Origin of the sequence: Antrihabitans auranticaus, assembly GCF_016481275.1 — a bacterium.
Taxonomy (GTDB): Bacteria; Actinomycetota; Actinomycetes; order Mycobacteriales; family Mycobacteriaceae; genus Antrihabitans.
Genome location: NZ_JAEMNW010000011.1, coordinates 101,649 through 120,572, shown reverse-complemented (window position 1 = coordinate 120,572; position 18,924 = coordinate 101,649). Strand labels below are relative to the sequence as shown.

General features: G+C 65.4%; 15 protein-coding genes. 6 read left to right on the top strand and 9 right to left on the bottom strand.

Features of this window, described 5'->3' with window-relative positions; genetic code table 11:
• Positions 1-311 precede the first annotated feature (311 nt).
• From groL to JGU72_RS28445, 8 genes are all read right to left on the bottom strand, one after another.
• Positions 312-1,937, bottom strand: a complete 1,626-nt coding sequence (groL, locus tag JGU72_RS28480) for a chaperonin GroEL (RefSeq protein WP_199687662.1) — start codon at positions 1,935-1,937, stop codon at positions 312-314.
• A gap of 234 nt (positions 1,938-2,171) precedes the next feature.
• Positions 2,172-4,484: a putative bifunctional diguanylate cyclase/phosphodiesterase gene (locus tag JGU72_RS28475; protein WP_233533156.1), complete on the bottom strand. Its 2,313-nt coding sequence runs from the start codon at positions 4,482-4,484 to the stop codon at positions 2,172-2,174.
• 131 nt (positions 4,485-4,615) lie between these two features.
• Entirely contained in the window at positions 4,616-6,253 is a 1,638-nt protein-coding gene (locus tag JGU72_RS31360) for an FUSC family protein (RefSeq protein ID WP_199687660.1), read from the bottom strand.
• 3 nt (positions 6,254-6,256) lie between these two features.
• Positions 6,257-7,123, bottom strand: coding sequence for a DMT family transporter (locus JGU72_RS28465; RefSeq protein ID WP_307828643.1), 867 nt, complete (start codon positions 7,121-7,123; stop codon positions 6,257-6,259).
• Between the two features lie 16 nt (positions 7,124-7,139).
• Positions 7,140-7,481: a UBP-type zinc finger domain-containing protein gene (locus tag JGU72_RS28460; protein WP_199687658.1), complete on the bottom strand. Its 342-nt coding sequence runs from the start codon at positions 7,479-7,481 to the stop codon at positions 7,140-7,142.
• Entirely contained in the window at positions 7,465-8,922 is a 1,458-nt protein-coding gene (locus JGU72_RS28455) for an ATP-binding protein (protein WP_199687657.1), read from the bottom strand. Before JGU72_RS28455 ends, JGU72_RS28460 begins: the two co-directional genes overlap by 17 nt.
• A gap of 13 nt (positions 8,923-8,935) precedes the next feature.
• A complete protein-coding gene (locus tag JGU72_RS28450) occupies positions 8,936-10,582 on the bottom strand; it encodes an NAD(P)/FAD-dependent oxidoreductase (protein WP_199687673.1) in 1,647 nt (548 codons plus the stop codon).
• A 93-nt stretch (positions 10,583-10,675) separates the two neighbouring features.
• Positions 10,676-10,834 carry a hypothetical protein gene (locus JGU72_RS28445; RefSeq protein WP_199687674.1) on the bottom strand — a complete coding sequence of 53 codons (159 nt, stop codon included), beginning with the start codon at positions 10,832-10,834 and terminating at the stop codon, positions 10,676-10,678.
• Positions 10,835-10,978: 144 nt separating this feature from the next.
• Here JGU72_RS28445 and JGU72_RS28440 point away from each other — a divergent pair, with 144 nt between their 5' ends.
• On the top strand, positions 10,979-11,440 hold the full coding sequence (locus JGU72_RS28440) for an SRPBCC family protein (RefSeq protein WP_199687656.1): 462 nt from the start codon (positions 10,979-10,981) through the stop codon (positions 11,438-11,440).
• Here the strand turns inward: JGU72_RS28440 and JGU72_RS28435 are convergent.
• Positions 11,437-12,102 carry a TetR/AcrR family transcriptional regulator gene (locus tag JGU72_RS28435; protein WP_307828645.1) on the bottom strand — a complete coding sequence of 222 codons (666 nt, stop codon included), beginning with the start codon at positions 12,100-12,102 and terminating at the stop codon, positions 11,437-11,439. The genes JGU72_RS28440 and JGU72_RS28435 overlap by 4 nt on opposite strands.
• Before the next feature lie 203 nt (positions 12,103-12,305).
• Between JGU72_RS28435 and JGU72_RS28430 the strand changes: the two genes are divergently transcribed.
• Genes JGU72_RS28430 through atzF form a run of 5 tightly spaced genes read left to right on the top strand, consistent with a single transcriptional unit; the run spans position 12,306 to position 18,835 of the window.
• Complete coding sequence (locus tag JGU72_RS28430; protein ID WP_199687654.1) at positions 12,306-13,853, top strand: amino acid permease; 1,548 nt, start codon at positions 12,306-12,308, stop codon at positions 13,851-13,853.
• Positions 13,850-14,599 (top strand): DUF1989 domain-containing protein, encoded by a 750-nt coding sequence (locus JGU72_RS28425; protein ID WP_199687653.1) that lies wholly within the window; start codon positions 13,850-13,852, stop codon positions 14,597-14,599. The genes JGU72_RS28430 and JGU72_RS28425 overlap by 4 nt, the downstream gene beginning before the upstream one ends.
• On the top strand, positions 14,596-15,213 hold the full coding sequence (locus tag JGU72_RS28420) for an urea amidolyase associated protein UAAP2 (RefSeq protein ID WP_199687652.1): 618 nt from the start codon (positions 14,596-14,598) through the stop codon (positions 15,211-15,213). Before JGU72_RS28425 ends, JGU72_RS28420 begins: the two co-directional genes overlap by 4 nt.
• The gene (locus JGU72_RS28415) at positions 15,210-17,222 is read left to right on the top strand and encodes a 5-oxoprolinase/urea amidolyase family protein (protein WP_199687651.1); all 2,013 of its coding nucleotides are present in this window, start codon (positions 15,210-15,212) and stop codon (positions 17,220-17,222) included. The genes JGU72_RS28420 and JGU72_RS28415 overlap by 4 nt, the downstream gene beginning before the upstream one ends.
• Positions 17,223-17,278: 56 nt before the next feature.
• Entirely contained in the window at positions 17,279-18,835 is a 1,557-nt protein-coding gene (atzF, locus tag JGU72_RS28410; RefSeq protein WP_199687672.1) for an allophanate hydrolase, read from the top strand.
• Positions 18,836-18,924: the final 89 nt, after the last annotated feature.

Genomic DNA, 18,924 nt, shown 5'->3' with positions numbered 1-18,924 from the left:
CGCAACTCAACAACCGCCCCCGCAAAACTCTCGGCTGGAAAAAGCCGGCCGAAGTCCTCGACGAGCTACTGTCCAATCCACCAAATCCACCCGCTGTTGCAACCACCGCTTGAATCCGCCCGAGTTTCTGGCCCTAAAGCCGGTGCGACTCCCTAGTCGGGGTGCGACCGCCCAACCGGGGTGCGACCCCCTAGCCGGGGTGCGAACGGACGGGCCGGGTGCGACTGGACGGACCCCAGACACGGCAAAACCCGGCCCACCTTGCGGTGGACCGGGTTTCGAGTTGTTCGACTACACCGTGCGGTGTGGACTCAGAAGTCCATGCCGCCCATGCCGCCGGTCGGGTCGCCCGCGGGCGCTCCGGCCTTCTCCGGCTTGTCGGCCACAACGGCCTCGGTGGTGAGGAACAGAGCCGCGATGGACGCCGCGTTCTGCAGCGCCGAGCGGGTGACCTTGACCGGGTCGGCGATGCCGGCCGCGAGCAGGTCTTCGTACTCGTTGGTCGCAGCGTTGAGGCCGTGTCCTGCAGGCAGGTTACGGACCTTCTCCGCCACAACGCCGGGCTCGAGGCCTGCGTTGAAGGCGATCTGCTTCAGCGGAGCCTCGAGCGCAACGCGCACGATGTTCACGCCGGTTGCCTCGTCGCCCTCGAGCTTGAGGTTGTCGAGTGCCGGAGACGCCTGCAGAAGAGCCACGCCACCACCGGCGACGATGCCCTCTTCGACGGCGGCCTTCGCGTTGCGGACCGCGTCTTCGATGCGGTGCTTGCGCTCCTTGAGCTCGACCTCGGTGGCCGCGCCCGCCTTGATGACCGCAACACCGCCGGCCAGCTTGGCCAGGCGCTCCTGCAGTTTCTCACGGTCGTAATCGGAGTCGCTGTTCTCGATCTCGGCGCGGATCTGGCTCACGCGACCTGCGATGGCATCGGCGTCGCCGGCACCTTCGACGATCGTGGTCTCGTCCTTGGTGACGACGACCTTGCGTGCGCGACCGAGCAGCTCGAGGCCTGCGGTCTCCAGCGAGAGGCCGACCTCTTCGCTGATGACCTCGCCACCGGTGAGGATGGCGATGTCGGCGAGCTGCGCCTTGCGGCGGTCACCGAAGCCGGGAGCCTTGACGGCGACAGACTTGAAGGTGCCACGGATCTTGTTGACGACGAGGGTGGAGAGAGCTTCGCCCTCGACGTCCTCGGCGATGATCGCGAGCGGCTTGCCGGACTGGATAACCTTCTCCAGCAACGGAAGCAGGTCCTTGACCGTCGAGATCTTGGAGCTGACGAGCAGGATGTAGGCGTCCTCGAGGACCGCTTCCTGACGCTCTGCGTCGGTCGCGAAGTAGCCCGAGATGTAGCCCTTGTCGAAGCGCATGCCCTCGGTGAGCTCGAGCTGCAGGCCGAAGGTGTTGGACTCCTCGACCGTGATGACGCCTTCCTTGCCGACCTTGTCCATGGCTTCGGCGATGAGTTCGCCGATGGACGGGTCGCCGGCCGAGATGCCCGCGGTGGCAGCGATCTGCTCCTTGGTCTCGACCTCCTTGGCATTTTCGAGAAGCTGAGCGGTGACGGCCTCGACGGCCTTTTCGATGCCGCGCTTCAGGCCGAGCGGGTTTGCACCCGCCGCGACGTTGCGCAGGCCCTCGCGAACGAGTGCCTGGGCGAGAACGGTGGCGGTGGTGGTGCCGTCGCCAGCGACGTCGTCGGTCTTCTTGGCGACCTCTTTGACCAGCTCAGCGCCGATCTTCTCGTACGGGTCGTCCAGCTCGATCTCCTTGGCGATGGAAACACCATCGTTGGTGATCGTGGGGGCGCCCCACTTCTTTTCCAGAACAACGTTGCGACCCTTGGGGCCCAACGTCACCTTGACTGCGTCGGCGAGGGCGTTCAGGCCCCGCTCGAGGCCACGGCGTGCCTCTTCGTCGAACGCGATGATCTTGGCCATTGCGAAGTGATCCTCCGGGATATTGAGGTTGACACGCAGGGCAACCACTTACAGGTCGCCCCATAGACGCTGCTGGCCAGGCTCGGTGCCCGCGACGGACGACCGGGGTGTCATTCTCCCGGCCTCACCGTCCCGACCTGGCACTCACGGTTCGAGAGTGCCAACTGCCTTTTTAGCACTCGGGGTGGTCGAGTGCAAGGTCGCGCCGACGATTCCGCCACGAGCGAAGCCGCGTCAATTCTCCGAGCCGGTGGCAAGCTCTTTCGCGAGGTCGTTCGCTCGCGTCACCGCGGCGGCCGCAACCGGCGCTCCGTAATACCAGCCCTGGGCGTACGTGCAGCCGATCGCGCGCACCCTCGCTTCCTGCGCGGCGTTCTCGACACCCTCGGCGACACTCGACAGCTCGAGCGCTTCGGCGAGCACCTCTATCGCCGACGCGAGAACGAACATCCGCCTGTCACGCTCGGCCGCCTCGATGAACGACTTGTCGATCTTCACGATCTCGATCGGGAACCGCTGCAGATTGCCGAGCGCCGAGTACCCGGTCCCGAAATCGTCGATACAGATGGTGACGCCCATCGAGACCAGGTCGTTGAGCAGACCCAGCGCCGACGGATGGTCCTCGATCAGTGCAGTCTCGGTCAACTCCAGCCACAACGCCGAACCTGGTAACCCGTTCTCCTGCAATGCGTCTCGGACATACTCCAGGATCGCGCGGCCGCGGAGTTGGCGTGCGGAGACGTTGACCGCGATCCGCAAGGACGGCCGGTCCGCCCGCCACTGCGCGAGTTGGCGGCACGCGGACCGCAGCACCCATTCGCCGATCTCGACGATCAGGTCCGACGACTCGGCAAACCGCATGAATTCGGCGGGACCGACGAGCCGGCCATCGAGGTGCCAGCGCAACAGGGCCTCGTAGGCGACCGTCTCGCCGGTCGCGAGTTCGACTATCGGCTGGTAATACAGCTCGAATTCCTCGCCCTCGACAGCCCCGCGCAACGCACCGGTCATGGCGAGTTCGGACACCGCGATAGCGCGGAGCTTGTCGTCGAACATCGCGTATCCGCCGGGTTCGGTGGCCTTGACGTGGTACATCGCCGAATCGGCCTCGCGGATCAGGTCGTCCACATTCGGGATCGAACCCGGCTTGGTGAACGAGATGCCGATCGACGTCGAAATGAACACGCGGCCGACGCTCAATTCGAAAGGTTGTTTCATGGCGGTGAGGATCTCGTCGGCGACAGTCTTCGAGGGGTCGCCCCCGCACGATGCGGTTGACGGGGTCTCGTCAGGAACCGTGCAGGCGCAGCGGTCCATGCTCCACGACGCTATGACGAACTCGTCGCCGCCATAGCGATACACCGTTCCGGCGTCTCCCACAGCTGCGACCACCCGCTCGGCGACTAGCGAAATGAGTTCGTCGCCGACGCGGTGCCCGAAGCTGTCGTTGACGAGTTTGAAGTCGTTCAGATCCATGAAATGCAGACAGCAACCTGAGTCGCTGACGCGAGCGGAAGTCAGGTCCACGTAAAGCGCGGCACGGTTCGGCAGGCCGGTCAGGTCGTCGTGGTTCGCCCGGGCCCGGGCTTCCGCCTTACCTCTCTCACTTGCCTCGACTGCGTATTCGCTGCGGATCAGCACCGTCATGAACAGCGTTGCGAACAGGGCGAGGCGGGTGAGGCGGTCGACCTGACCGACCGGCTGGAAAATGACCGCCATCAGCACGGAAATGGTCAGCACCGTGGCGACAACGGTGAATCGGCCCCAGAACCGGTCGACGTGTGCCGCGATCGAAGCCGCCGGCTGTGCCATCGAGGGGTGCAGTGTCGCTGCCGCGTAGCAGCAGAAGGCGAACGGGAGGACGTACAGGACCGCCGCCGGATCGACGCTCTGCGGAAAGGCCTTACTGGCCAGCAGCAGCGCGACAGCAGTCGCAGTCGCGACGACCGCCGCGGCGACGAGGATGTATGCCCGGTTCGACAGCCCCTTCGCGATGCAGAGGTGAACGACGACCATGAACGCGGCGGCGTCGAGCGCCAGGCATGCAAGCCTCAGCAGCGGCGCATCGAAAGCGTTGCCGGTCCGCTCGATCACCGGTGTGACGAAAGCGGCCCAACCCGCGAGCGCAGTTCCGAGGGCGACGAGCGTGGCGTCGAGAGCAACCTTCGGAATGCTCGGGCCACCTTCCCTGCGCAACCAGAACACCGCAGCCAGACCGGTCAGGAACAACGGCCCGAAGCCGAGTGCGCGCAGCGCGGGAGCGATGGTTGGCAGGTCGACGAACCACATCGAAAGAGCAAGTCCCGCAATGCCGTTCGATACGACGATCACTCGCCACGGCAACGCGTCGACGGGCTGATTCGCCTTGATACCCACAACCATCGCAATCGCGGACGCCAATGCAAGCACGGACACCACCACGAGCATCGGCACGATGTAACCGACCGATGTGCCGAGGATCGTCAGAGCAATCGTTGCAATCGCGCCGACCGAGGCGAACGCCGTCGACCACGCTGCGAGACGCTGCTCAGTCGATCCACGCACCATGGAAATCGAACCTCGACCTTCCAACCCAGTGAACAACCTGACCAGTACCCGACCAGTCAGCCCATCCCGCATAGGCCGACAACACCTGCAGCCAGACTAACGGCGACCCGCTTGCGTCGCGTACGAACCTGTCAGGCGAGACGGCGCAACCTCGACTCCCACTGGTCCGGATCCGGTAGCCGGCCGCCCGGCGCAGCCCAGCAGGCGGCGAGCAAATCTTGACCGAGTCTGTTGGCCGCCGCGTGGACGGGCCAGTTCCGCTCGGTCCAGCCGCGATCGTTGTGCGCCGCATCGATTCCGCTTTTTTCCGAGCCGATCAATTCGAACTGCAGGTCTCGCCGCAGCGCACGCACTTCGGGGGCGGCTGGGTCAGCCTCGAGATTGTGCAGCAGATCGCAAGCGACGGTGAGGACACGGGCTCTCGTCCAGCGAAAGGTTCGCCGGTAGGCGCGGGGTAAGACCGCCCAGAGCACGATCAGTGCGACGAGCACGCCGAGCGTCGTCTCGACGAACCGGTCCCGAACAATCGGTCCGATCGGGCTGTCGGCATGACCGGCGCTGCCGACGAGTAGGGCGAGCGGCGTGATGAACGCGACCGCGATCGCGTAGTTGCTGGCGATGAACAGTTCGATCAGGAACTGCAACAACATGAGAACGACGATCAGCGCGTATCCGCTCAGCCCGGCCTCGTGCAATCCTGCGAAGACCACCAATCCGAGTGCTGTTCCGACGAATCGGTGCACTCCGCGAACAGTTCCGTACACTCGATCGAGGCCTTGATGCAGGATCAGAACTGCGCCGATGATTGCCCAGTCGGGCCGGCCGAGGTCCAGGATCACACAGATTCCGCCGCTGCCGACGCAGGCGACTCCAGTTTTGACGGCGGTCGTGGCGGCGTGTGAGTCCATCGCGAGAGACCGCCGGAACCGAAAGCCGAGTGACGGTCGCGGCAACGGGATGCCGAGTTGAAAGGCCTGGCCATCCTCCTGCGCCCCATCCGGAACAGGTTCGCGAAATCCCATGAACTTCCGATGCGCGGCCAGCAGCGTCTGCATCTGCTCGTGGTTCTGCCCGGCGTCGTAACCCGCTGCCCACCCGTTCCACAGCGCCTCGGCCGCGCGGTAGCGGACGCCGCCGAACGGTTCGCCGCGTTCCCGGACGGCGCAGTACTCGTCGATCGCGCGACAGGCCGCTGCAATCGCGGTCCGTTCCGGCTTGTGCGGATCGCGGAGCATTCCCGCCATCGAGACGACGAAGGACGAGGCAACGCCGATCACCGTGCAACTCATGATTACCGCCACCGATACTCCGGACCGTGCCATGAGCAGCCCGACCGCCGACACGAGCACGAAAAAGAACGAGCCGGGCGGCCCGAGGCGACCTGCATCCACGACGAAGACGCCGACCACCGCGATCGCGCTGAGCAATGCCACTTCGAGGATGTGGAATTCCCGGCCTGTAGCGGGATCGCTATGTGCGACAAGTGCACCGAGGGTCGCCGAGACCAGAAGGCAGGCACCTGCGATCAGCACGGCACGCCCACGGACTCGGTAGGGCCGGTTCTCGCCGTAGAGCACCGCGAATGCGCCGAGAATCACCGACAGCGCCTCGTGGGGATAGCCGAGTGCCGTGCAGACCAGCGCAGGCGCACCGAATGCGACGGCGGCCCGCAGTCCCGCGCTCCAACGGGTTCCGAGCGCAGGAGCAGAAATCAGTAGTTGCCGCCCACGTGGACGTGGCGGCAGCGGATAGGCCGAATCAGCGGCCACGGACTATGCCACGGCCTGCTCGCTGCGACCGGACTCGCGGGCGAGCGCAATCGTTGCGACAGCCATAACGACCAGCGCGGCGACCAGTAGCAGCGCGACCTCCTTGTCGGCGTCCAGGTACTCGCCGAGTACGGCAAAGCCGAGTGCCGTCGCGATCACCGGCTCGGTGACAGTCGAAGCCGGTAGCGAGGCCTGCAAGTCGCCGGCCTGATAGGCGTTCTGCTGCACCGCAGTTGCGGTTATCCCGACGACGATGAGCGCGTAGGTCTCGAGTGAGGTGAGCAGCGCACCGACGCCTTCGCTCGCCACCGCGACCACGCCCTTGGTCAGCACCGCCGCAACACCGAACAGCGCGCCGGCGGCAACGCCGAGCAGCACTGCCTTCTGGGCACCGGTCCGCGCGCGAGCGGTCAGCAGACACATTGCGAGCAGCGGCAATCCGATGATTCCGATGATGGCCCAGTGCAGCGCTTCGGCGTGATTCTCACCCGGACGCGGATCGCCGACGACGACCAGAATCGCGACTGCTGCGGTCAGCGCACCCGCCCAGGCCCATTCGCGCGGTGCGATCGACCGCTTCGTCAGCCACGCGCCGAGCGGAAGGGCGAACAGCAATGACGTGACCAGCAGCGGCTGGACCAAGAGCAGCGAACCTTTACCGAGGGCTGCAGCCTGAAAGATGTAGCCGCCCATACCGACGAGTGTCCCCGCCCACCACAGCGGCACGCGGGTCAGCGAACCGACGGCTCCGAGTTTGCCGAGCTCGTCGTCGGGCACCTTTGCCGCCGCGCGCTGTCGAAGAACGGCGCCGACGGCGATGCAGAGTGCGGCGGCGAGGGCGAAGGCGATCGCGAGGGCATGTGCGGGCACCATCGGAGATTAACCGCTAATGCAGGTGATTGCGCCAATCGCGCGGCAGTCGGTCGGCGGGTCCGGGCGCGGTCTGCTCGACCGGATGGTGCACGGGTGCCGTCAGGACCGGTCCGTCGTACATCTGCTCGGTTTCGTAATTCCAGTACCAGTCCTCGCCCGGTTCGTAGCTCTGGATGAACGGGTGCCCGGATTCGCGCGCATGTTTGGACGCGTGCTGGGCGGGTGAGGAGTCACAACAGCCGACGTGCCCGCACTGCGCGCAGCGGCGCAGGTGAAACCACCAACCGCCGGCGCCGTCACACTCGACACAACCCGCGCCACTCGGTGCGACCGACGGATCAATTCCCTGCGTCATCTTCGCTCTCCTCCCTGGCCGCCGTGAGCGGCAGCCGAACGATGAACCGTGTGTTCCCCGGCTTCGATTCCACCCGAATGTCGCCGCGATGCTTGTTGACGACGATCCGGAACGAGATGTCGAGACCGAGACCGGTCCCTTCGCCGACGGGTTTCGTCGTGAAGAACGGCTCGAAGACCCGGCTCTGGATTGCCTCCGGCACGCCGGGACCGGTGTCGACGATTTCTACTGCGGCGCAGTCGTTCTCCTTGTAGGTCCGCACGGTGAGCACACCGCTGCCACCCATGGCGCCGACCGCGTTGTCGATCAGATTGGTCCAGACCTGATTCAGCTCGGCCGCGTAACAGGGCACGAGCGGCAGCCCCCGGTCGTATTCCTTGACGACCTCGATGCCCGTGCCGATCTTTCGTTCCAGCATCACGAGGGTGCTGTCGAGCAACTCGTGCACGTCGACCACCTGGAACGGCGCGCGGTCCATCTGCGAATACTGCTTCGCGGCGCTGACCAGCGACGTGATTCGGTTGGTGGAATCGGCGATCTCGTTCATCAGGAGTTCGGTTTCGATGGTGTAGTTCAGCCACCTGATCGCGCCCTCGAGCACGAAATCCGCGTCGTCACCGATCGTCGCTTCGACCCGCTCGAGCCAGCCGACATCGAAGCCCGCTTGCACGAACGTCGGCGCAAGATCCCAGCCGTTGGCAATTCCGCGATCCTCGAACCACTCGCCGAGGACGTCCTCGCGATCGGATTCCTCCATGGGCGTCAGAGTGGGAGCCTTTGCCACCTGCTCTGCGGCTTGCTCCTGCAGTCTGATCAGCGATTCCAGTTCGGCTGGATCGAATTTCCCCTTGGCGATCATTCCGAGCTTGTGCCGCATGCCGGCGACCCGTTCGCGTAGCAGCGCGGTCGCACGGACAGCCGCTGCCGCAGGGTTGTTGAGTTCGTGCGTCAGACCTGCGGACAGCGTCCCGAGGGCAAGCAGCCGTTCGCGCTGGTCGATGACCATGCGGGCGTTCTGATTACCGAAGAACACACCTTCGAGCAGGTGTACCGCCATCGGGAACCACTTCTGCATCATCCGGGCGAAGGTGCCCGCATCGAGGACGAAGAAGCGTGCCGTTTTCGTGACGTACATCGACGCCTGGTACTTCTGCTCGACGCGATCGCCGAGGTAGGCACTCCACGCACCGGAATACGAGCCCCGATGATCTGTCCGCACGGTCTCGATATCCTCACCACCGGAAAGCTTTCGCAATGCGAGCTCACCCGACAAGAGGACGTAGAAGCACGTGGCCAGTTCGCCTTCGCGGTAGACGACGCCTGGCTCGATCTCTTCGATATGGCCGTCGCGGCACAGCCAGGCAAGCTGTTCGTCGTCGAGCTTCTCGAAAAGGAACAGCGTCTGCAGTTCTGCGGGGTCGCAGGGCAATTCGGTCTTCACGGCATTTCCCTTTTCACGGCATGGCCAGGTATCTGTGCACGAGCATCACTGCCATCGCTCCTTCTCCTACCGCGGACGCGACGCGCTTCGCCGATTCCGCATGGACATCACCTGCGACGAATACCCCTGGGACACTTGTCTCGAGATGGTGCGGGGGCCGTTCGAGGGTCCAGCCGCGTGGCTTCGCGCCGAGATCGGGACCGGCGAGAACGAACCCGCGGTTGTCGCGCTTGACGACGCCGTCCAGCCATTCTGTGCCCGGCGCGGCACCGATGAAGAGGAAGAGCCAGCCGGCGCTCACCGTCTCCTCGATATTTCCCGCGTTGTCCCGCAACCTGATTCGCTCGAGATGCGTGTCACCCTCGACGCCGATCACCTCGGTGCACAGGCGGACCCTAATGTTTCCGATGCCCTGGATCTGCTGAATCAGGTAGTGGGACATGGACTTGTCCAGCGAATCGGCGCGCACCACGATCGTCACCGACCGCGCGCTGCGCGAAAGGTACACCGCCGCTTGTCCTGCCGAGTTCGCGCCACCCACGATGTAGACATCCTCGTTCGCGCAGCGTGGTGCTTCCGTCATCGCGGACCCGTAATACACGCCGCGGCCGGTGAAATCGTCGACGCTGGCGGCAGGGTGCTTCCGGTACGTGACGCCGGTCGCGACGATGACAGTGTGGGCATCGAGCTTGCTCCCGTCGGCGAAGCGGACGGTCCGCGCGGAACCGTTCACTTCGAGACCGACGACGTCACGCGTCGTGATGACTTCGGCGCCGAACTTCGCAGCCTGCCGCCGGGCGCGGTCGGCGAGTTGGGACCCTGACACACCGTCGGGAAAACCCAGATAGTTCTCGATGCGCGAACTCTGGCCTGCCTGACCACCTGTCGCAGTCCGCTCGACGAGAACGGTTCGCAGCCCCTCCGATGCGCCGTAGAGCGCGGCGCCCAGCCCGGCGGGCCCGCCGCCGATGACGATCAAATCGTAGAAGTCACGAGCAGGCGTGGTGCTGAGGCCGACGCGGTCGGCGAGTTCGGCATCCGTCGGATCGATGAGCGCGTTTCCGGCGGCAGTCACGACGACAGGCAGGTGGTCGGCGTCCGCGCCCGCCGCTTCGAGGAGGCGTACCCCCTCCGGCTCGTCGGACATGTACCAGCGATAGGACAGTTGGTTGCGCGCCATGAACTCGCGGACCTGAGACGAGCGGGCCGACCAGCGGTGCCCGACGATCTTCGTCTCGGTGATCGGCCGCTGATCGGTCGACAACCACGCTTCGAGCTGTTCGTCGATCACCGGATACAGCTTTTCCTCCGGCGGATCCCACGGCTTCAGCAGGTAGTGGTCGAGGTCGACGACGTTGATGGCATCGATGGCGGCGTCGGTGTCCGCGTACGCCGTGAGCAGGACCCGTCGAGCAAACGGGTGGATGTCCATGGCCTGCTCGAGAAATTCGATGCCGTTCATTTCCGGCATGCGGTAATCGGCGAGCAGCACCGCCACCGCCTGGCCGCGAAGCTTCATTTCCCTGAGCGCGGCCAGGCCGTCAGCGCCGGACTGCGCCCGGACGATTCGATAGTTTTCGCCGTAGTGCCGCCGCAGATCACGGACGACCGCGCGGGATACGCCCGGGTCGTCGTCGACGCTGAGAATTGCAGGTTTGATTTGCGCGGATGATTCATTACGAACGCGCGGTTCCGTCACCCTTCGAGTATGCCGACCATGAGCAGGTCGCAGCTACCGAACCCCCGGCGGACCTCAGACGCGGTGGTGCAGAACCTGGTCGATCTCGCCGGGGGTCAGCAGGCGTTCGAGCTTCTCGCCCGGCCATGACTTCGGCTTGCCCTGTAGGCGGGCGGTCTCGAGTATCGGGATGGCGCTGTCGCCGTGGCGGCGCAGGATCGAATGCAATTTCACGACCGATCACTCCGTGGGTATCGCGGGCAGAGGCAGTTGTTAAATCTGTGTTGCAGTTCCTCCATCGTCGATACTGCTCCGAGTATTACGTGTTACGCGTGAGGCGCGCGGGGCGTGTCGCCGACCTGCGGTAATACTGTCGGTATGTCAAACGCCAAGAATCTCGAAGCATCCATCGACATCGCCGCGCCCCCGGGCCAGGTGTGGGAGGTCGTATCCGACCTCAAGCGGATGCCGGAGTGGAGCCCGCAGTGCAGGCGGATGCAGCCGCTGGGCAAGGTGCGCGCGGGCACGCGGACCATCAACCTGAACAAGCAGGGCTGGAAGTACTGGCCGACCACGTCGAAGGTTGTTCGGTTCGAACCGAACAAGACGATCGCGTTCCGCGTGCTGGAGAACCGCAGTGTGTGGTCGTTCGAGATCACCCCGAACGCGAACGGCTCGACACTCACCCAGCGCCGCGAGATCCCGCCGTCCGGCACCTCGTGGATTTCGAGTTTCGGCATCGAGAAGGCATTGGGCGGAAACACCAGCTTCGAGGTCGCGCTCGTCGACGGTATGAACTCCACCCTCTCGAGAATCAAGTCCGCGGCCGAGAACGGCTAGCGCGAGACCCGCAGTTCGAGCAAGCCTTCGGCCTCGGCGCGGACCGCATGGAGGTCGCCCGTCCAGCCGATCACCCGCAGGGCTGCGCCGGGGATCAGCCGCGGCGCGTGCTCGGGTGACGTGCCGTCGTCCGAGCGCATGTTGATGACGGTCTCGACGAGCCGGAACGGCAGGTACTGCGCACCCTCGTCCACCTCCGAGCCGGCGGCGATCACCGCTTTGGCCAACTCGGCGTAGTGGGCGCGCAGATCGTCGCGCCGCACCCGGAACGACTCGAAGCGTTCGGTCCGCAGTTCGGGCAGGAGATACAGCGCCCCGAGATTCCACTTGCTCGAGCACAATTGGGCGGTGTCGAACAAAGCCAGCGCGTAGAGCTTCGCAACGGGATCGCCTACGTTCTGCAGCAACCATTCGGCCAGCGCGATGGGCTCGGCGATGGTCTCGGCAAGCAGCGCATCGAGAATGTCGTCCTTTGTCCCGAAGTGGTGGTACAGCGACGCCTGCCGGATTCCGACGGCGTCCGCGATCCTGCGCGTCGACGTGTTCGCGTAACCGCGGCTGGTGAAAAGCTCTGCGGCAGCGTCGAGTATCTCCGCGCGCGGCGTGGGGCCGGGCCGTCGACGCTGTTCGAGCCGGGGTCGGCCGGGTCCGGGGTTAGCCACGTAGTTCATTGTGGCACTGTCCGCGAAATTACCCCTGTGCGCGCAGGCCGGTGAGGTTTCTGTCATCCGATAGAAATTGACGAAACCCAGATGTAACACCCCGACACCGACTGGATACGTGGCCGTCACCACAGCTGCGACGAGACCAGGAAAACTTTCAGGCGATAGGTAACCGCTCGTCTCTCGACACATAAGGAACGACCGTGAGCGCACCCCCCTTGCCTGCCACGACGAACACGCCCGCCGCGAACGGCGACAGTTCGGACGGCGCCGACCTCGCCCACTTCGGCTACGAGCAGCAACTGCACCGCAAGCTCGGCCGCTACGCGTCCTTCGCCGCGGGCTTCTCCTTCGTCTCGATCCTGACAACTATCTTCCAGTTCTTCGGGTTCGGCTACTCCTTCGGCGGTGCAGCGTTCTTCTGGACCTGGCCACTGGTGTTCGCAGGCCAGTTCCTCGTCGCGCTGAATTTTGCGGAACTCGCTGCCCGCTACCCGATCTCGGGCTGCATCTACCAGTGGTCGCGGCGCCTGGCGGGCGAGGCGGTCGGCTGGTTCGCCGGCTGGTTCATGATCATCGCGCAGATCGTGACCGCCGCGGCCGCGGCAATCGCCCTGCAGGTGGTGCTGCCGACCATCTGGAGCGGCTTCCAGTTCATCGGCGACGACCCCGCCCTGACCTCGACGTCGGGCGCCGGCAACGCCGTCTTGCTCGGCTCGATCCTGCTCGTCGTCACGACGACCATCAACTGCATCGGCATCGACCTGATGTCGCGCATCAACTCGATCGGCGTCACGCTCGAAATCATCGGCGTGGCGGCGGTTGTCGGACTCTTCTTCACGCACGCCGAGCGCGGACCGGGCGTGGTCTTCGACACCTCGCAGGCAGCACCCGGCGGTTACATCGCCGCCTTCCTCGTCTCCGGTTTGATGGCCGCATACGTGATGGTCGGATTCGACTCCGCCGGTGAGCTTTCGGAAGAAACCAAGAATCCGCGCAAGGTTGCGCCCCGGACGATCCTCACTGCGCTCTCCGTCTCCGCAATCGGCGGCGGCCTGATGCTCATCGGCGCCCTGATGGCTGCGCCGAGCCTCGACGACGGCGACCTCGCCACCGGCGGCCTCGGCTACGTCATCACGTCGAAGCTGGACAGCCCCGCGGGCACCGTCCTGCTCTCGACCGTGGCCATCGCAATTACCGTGTGCACCTTGGCAGTTCAAACCGCGGGTTCGCGACTGATGTTCTCGATGGCACGCGACGGGAAGCTACCGTTCGCGAAAGCACTCGCAACCGTGCACCCGCGCTTCGGTACCCCGATGCTGCCGGCAATCGTCATCGGCGCTCTCGGCATCGTCCTGCTGCTCGTGAACATGGGCAACGCCGCACTGTTCACAACCCTTGCCAGCGTGTGTATTACGACCCTGTACTTGGCTTATCTGCTGGTCACGATTCCGCTGCTGCTGCGCCGCCTGCGCGGCTGGCCGAGTGACCAGTCGGACGCACCCGCGGACGGAAGCACACTGTTCTCCCTCGGCAAGTTCGGCGTTCCCGTCAACATCCTTGCCGTCGTCTGGGGCGCGGCGATGGTGATCAACCTGTCGTGGCCGCGCGCCGAAATCTACGACCCGACAGGTAAGGGCTGGTGGATGCTCTGGGCCGCACCGCTCTTCGTCCTCTTGACGCTCGCGCTCGGCGCGATCACCTACAAGGCGGTCGGCGCAAAGACTCGTGAAGGAAGTGTCGAGCGATGACGACAGCATCGACGGCCGGGGCGCGCTCGCACGCGCGCGCCCAGGCGGGGGTGGCCGACTTCTCGATTCCGTCGCCGCCCACGGGTGTGGACGCCGCGAAAGTGGTCTGGGCAGAAGAAGTTCCGGCAGCCAGCTACACCACGAAGGTACTCGGCCGTGGCACGCGAATCCGGTTGCAGGACACGGCAGGCAACGCGTGCGCGCACGTTCTGCTCCTGCGGGCGGAGGCGCCCTGGGAACGACTGAACGTCGCCGATACCGTCAAGGTCCCGTGGCAGGCCTATCTCGGTGCCGGCCATCCCCTCCTGTCGGATCAGGGTCGTGTGCTCGCGACGGTCGTCGCCGACACGTCGAGCCACCACGACACCTTGTGCGGTACAACACCAGCGGGACGCGAACTGCTCGCCCGTGGAGGTGCCAAGCATGGCCTGACAATCCGCGATATCGGTCCGACCGTCTCGTTCTTCCGCGGCGTGCGCGTCGATGGAAGCGGGACGTTGAACCCCACCGGAAGCGCCGAACCCGGCTCCTATGTCGACCTGCTGATCCACCTCCCGGTGACGATCCTGCTCACCAACAGCCCGCATCCGCTGGACCCGGCCCCAACGTCTGCACTCGATGTGGTGGCGTGGCGCGCGGCCGACGAACTCGGCACCCTCACCAACACCGAGCCCGAGTACCTGCGCGCCGTACAGAACACCGAGAGTGCTTGGAACGCAATGCAGAACGGAGACTTCGCGTCATGACCGCCGTCGCAACAGCTGTGGTGCTCGACGAGATCGTGGCCGCCAACGCACCGTGGTCGGGGATTGTCCGGGCCGGTGAAACGCTCGACATCATCGACCTGGACGGCAACCAGGCCGTCGACTGCGTCCTGTACTCCGTAGCCGACCACACCGTCCGCTACAGCGCGCAAGCCACCGTCGCCGCCCAGCGCAACATCTTCATCGGCGCGGGCAGCGTGCTGCGGACCGACGACGGCACACCGATGATGACCGTGGTCGCCGACGAGGTCGGCAACCACGACACCATCGCCGGTGCCTGCTCGAAGGAATCCAACACGCTGCGCTACGGACACCACACCCAGCACCAGCACGCGTGTGTCGAAAACTTCCTCGTCGCAGCGGCGAAATGGGGACTCGGCAAGCGTGACATCGTCTCGAACATCAACTGGTACATGAACGTTCCGGTCGAAGCAGACGGCACGCTAGGCATCGTCGACGGTCTGTCGGCACCCGGCAAAGTGGTATCGCTGCGGGCCGAAATGGACACCCTCGTCCTCGTGTCGAACTGCCCGCAGATCAACAATCCATGCAACGGCTTCGATCCGACACCCGTGCGCATGGTGATCTCGCGATGACGTCGAAGATCGACGTCGTTCGGCCCGGAATGCTCACGACGATTCAGGATTGGCCCGGCCGAATCGGCTACTGGCACATCGGCGTACCGCCGTCCGGCCCGATGGACGACCTCTCGTTCCGGCTCGGTAACCGCGCCCTCGGCAACCCTGAGGGGGCCGCCGGGATCGAGGTCACGATGGCGGGTCCGGCACTGCGGTTCACCGACGCCGCAACGATCTGTGTGACCGGTGCGCCCGTACCCGTCACGGTCGACGGGCGCCCGGTGCACCAGTGGCGAACACTGCAGGTGGCGGCCGGATCGGTACTCGATGTCGGCGTGGTCCGCGGTCCTGGCCTGCGCTCCTACATTCTCGTCGGTGGCGGCCTTGACGTGCCCGAATACTTGGGCAGCACTTCGACATTCACGCTCGGCAAATTCGGCGGGCACAACGGCAGAACCCTCGCGGCAGGCGATACCCTGCTCACGCTGCCGTATGTGGGAGTCGACCGCTCCTCGGCGGGTGTCCCGATGGAGGAACAGCCGGTTCTGACCCGGAACTGGCACATCGCCGTGACCGAGGGACCGCACGGTGCGCCGGAGTTCTTCACCCGGCGCGACCTAGCCACCATTACGGGCACCGACTACGAGGTCCATTTCAACTCCGACCGCACCGGCGTCCGACTCATCGGACCGCAGCCGGAATGGGCACGAACCGACGGTGGCGAAGCAGGCCTGCACCCGTCGAACATTCACGACACGGCTTACACGATCGGTGCTCTGGACTTCACCGGCGACACACCGATCCTCCTCGGACCCGACGGCCCCAGCCTCGGCGGATTCGTCTGCCCCGTGACAGTTGTCGCAGGCGAGCGCTGGAAACTCGGCCAACTGGCACCGGGAGACACCGTTCGGTTCGTGCCTATTCGCGCCGACCGGGCGCCGTCCCCCCGCGCTTTGGGGACCGCACGGCGAGCGAACCTGTCGGCCGTTTTCTCCTCCGGCGGCGACGGTGACGATGGGATTCTGGGCCGAACCCAGCATGACGACCACACCGACGTGACCTACCGACGCGCGGGCGACGACGGCGTGCTCGTCGAATACGGTTCGATGACATTGGATTTGGGCTTGCGGGCACAGGTTCACGCGCTCCATCAGCATCTGGTTTCCGAAGCCGTGCCAGGCATCACCGAACTCACTCCCGGCGTGCGCTCGCTACAGGTTCGCGTCGACCCCGACATCATGCCCATCGGCAAACTCATGGGCTTGCTCGGCGCGGCGCAACCGCTCATGCCTTCGGCCGACGAGCTCGTAGTCCCCAGTCGAACAGTGCATCTGCCGCTTTCCTGGGACGATCCCGCGACCCGCGAGGCGATCATCCGGTACATGCACGGCGTCCGTTCCGACGCACCGTGGTGCCCGTGGAACATCGAGTTCATTCGGCGCATGAACGGCCTCGACACTGTCGCCGACGTTTTCGACACGGTCTTCGAAGCCGAGTACCTCGTGCTGGGACTCGGAGACGTCTACCTGGGCGCACCGGTGGCCACACCGACCGACCCGCGGCATCGCCTCGTGACAACGAAGTACAACCCGGCCCGCACCTGGACCCCCGAAAACGCGGTCGGCATCGGCGGCGCATACCTCTGCATTTATGGGATGGAAGGGCCAGGCGGCTACCAATTCGTCGGCCGCACAACACAAGTGTGGAACCACTCCCCCGAGCACACCGAGGGACCTTTCGAAGCGGGCACGCCCTGGCTGCTGCGCTACTTCGACCGCATTTCCTGGTACCCGGTGAGCGCGGAGGAACTCCTCGACCTCCGCTCCGACATGGCCCGGGGCCGGGGTGAGGTCAAGATCGTCGACGGTGAGTTCTCCCTCGCGCAGTACCGACGGTTCCTTGCCGACAATGCAGCGTCGATCGGGGGCTTCCGCACACAGCAGGCCACCGCCTTCGCAGCCGAGCGGCAGGCCTGGCACGACGCCGGCGAGTTTGCATCCAGCGAAGTAGCGGAGGTGCCGGCGTGAGCGAGCGAACCATCGATACTGCCGTCTGGATTCACCGGGGCGATCCTGGCCCCGCGATGTCCGGCCCGCTCGCGGGCCTGCGGCTCGCGGTCAAGGACAACGTCGACGTAGCCGGAATGCCTACCACCGCAGGGTGTCCGGAGTTCGGGTACGAGCCGGCGGTCGATGCGGACGCAGTCGCAGCGCTGCGGTCCGCGGGCGCCGTCGTCGTCGGCAAGACCAATCTCGACCAGTTCGCAACCGGGCTGGTCGGCACGCGGTCGCCGTACGGTGCCGTCGCTGATTCCCTTCGTCCCGAGTACATTTCGGGCGGTTCGTCATCCGGATCCGCGGTCGCGGTAGCCACCGGCGAGGCCGACATTGCGATCGGTACCGACACTGCGGGGTCGGGGCGCATTCCTGCTGCCCTGCAAGGGATCGTCGGGATCAAGCCGACGCTGGGCGTCGTGTCGACCGTGGGCGTCGTGCCGGCATGCAGATCCTACGACTGCGTGACCATCTTTGCCCGCGAGCTCGACGTTGCGAACCAGGCCATGGCGGCGATGGCCGCCGGTGCTGCGGACCGGGCATGGCCGACCGATGCGCGACTCGCCGCTCCCCCCACACCAACTGTCGCGGTGTTCCGCGAGCTACCCGAACTCGACGCGACGTGGACAGCCGCATTCGGTCGTGCGGTGGACCGGTTGATCGACAACGGTGCGTGGATCGTCGAGATCGATCCGGCGCCCTTCCTCGACGCGGCCCGACTGCTGTACAACGGCGGGCTCGTCGCCGAAAGATACGCGGCTGTAGGTGAATTCATCGACTGTCACCCCGATAAGGTGGATCCGACAGTGCGCGGAATCATCGCGGGAGCCAAAGACATTCCCGCACACAGACTCGTCGCCGACCTCGCCGAATTGGAGCGCCTACGTGGGGTCGCTATGGCAAGCCTGTCCGGCGTCGATGGCCTGCTCGTGCCCACAGCACCGTTCCACCCGACGATCGCCGAAGTCGCCGCCGACCCGGTCGGGGTCAACTCGCGGATGGGCACGTACACGAACTTCTGCAACCTCTTCGACATGTGCGCGGTCTCGGTGCCCGCAGGCATGGCAGGCGAGGCGCAATTCGGGGTGACGGTACTCGGCCGGGCATTCGAAGACGCTGTCGCACTCGATATTGCGGCGCTCCTTACCGGTTCGCCGGTCGAGCCGGCCTGGCCATTGGCGGCCGCACCGACGGTCGAGCTCGCCGTCTTCGGCGCCCACCTTCGCGGCGAACCGCTGGAGCACCAGCTCAATTCACTCGGAGCCCGTTGGGCGGGTCCGTTGTCGACCGCACCCAGCTACCGCATGGCTGCCCTGGACACGGTGCCACCCAAGCCGGCGGTAATGCGTTGTCCCGCAGATGAGGTCGGCGTGTCGCTCGCTGCCGAACTGTGGACGCTGTCCCCCGCGGCGCTCGGCCAGTTCCTCGCCGCATTGCCCGCCCCGATGCAACTCGGCTCGGTCGAATTCGACGACGGCACCTGGCGCACGTCCTTCGGCTGCGACGGCACCGCCGCCCGCCAGGGCAAGGACATCAGCGAATACGGTGGTTGGCGGGCCGCTCTGCATGCGGGTGCGGTCGGCTGAAGCGCCGTCGCACCTCTTTTCGGGATCCGCACTGGGATTAGGGCCCTATTTCGAGTGCGGATCCCGAAATGCAGTGCGGCTGAGGTCCC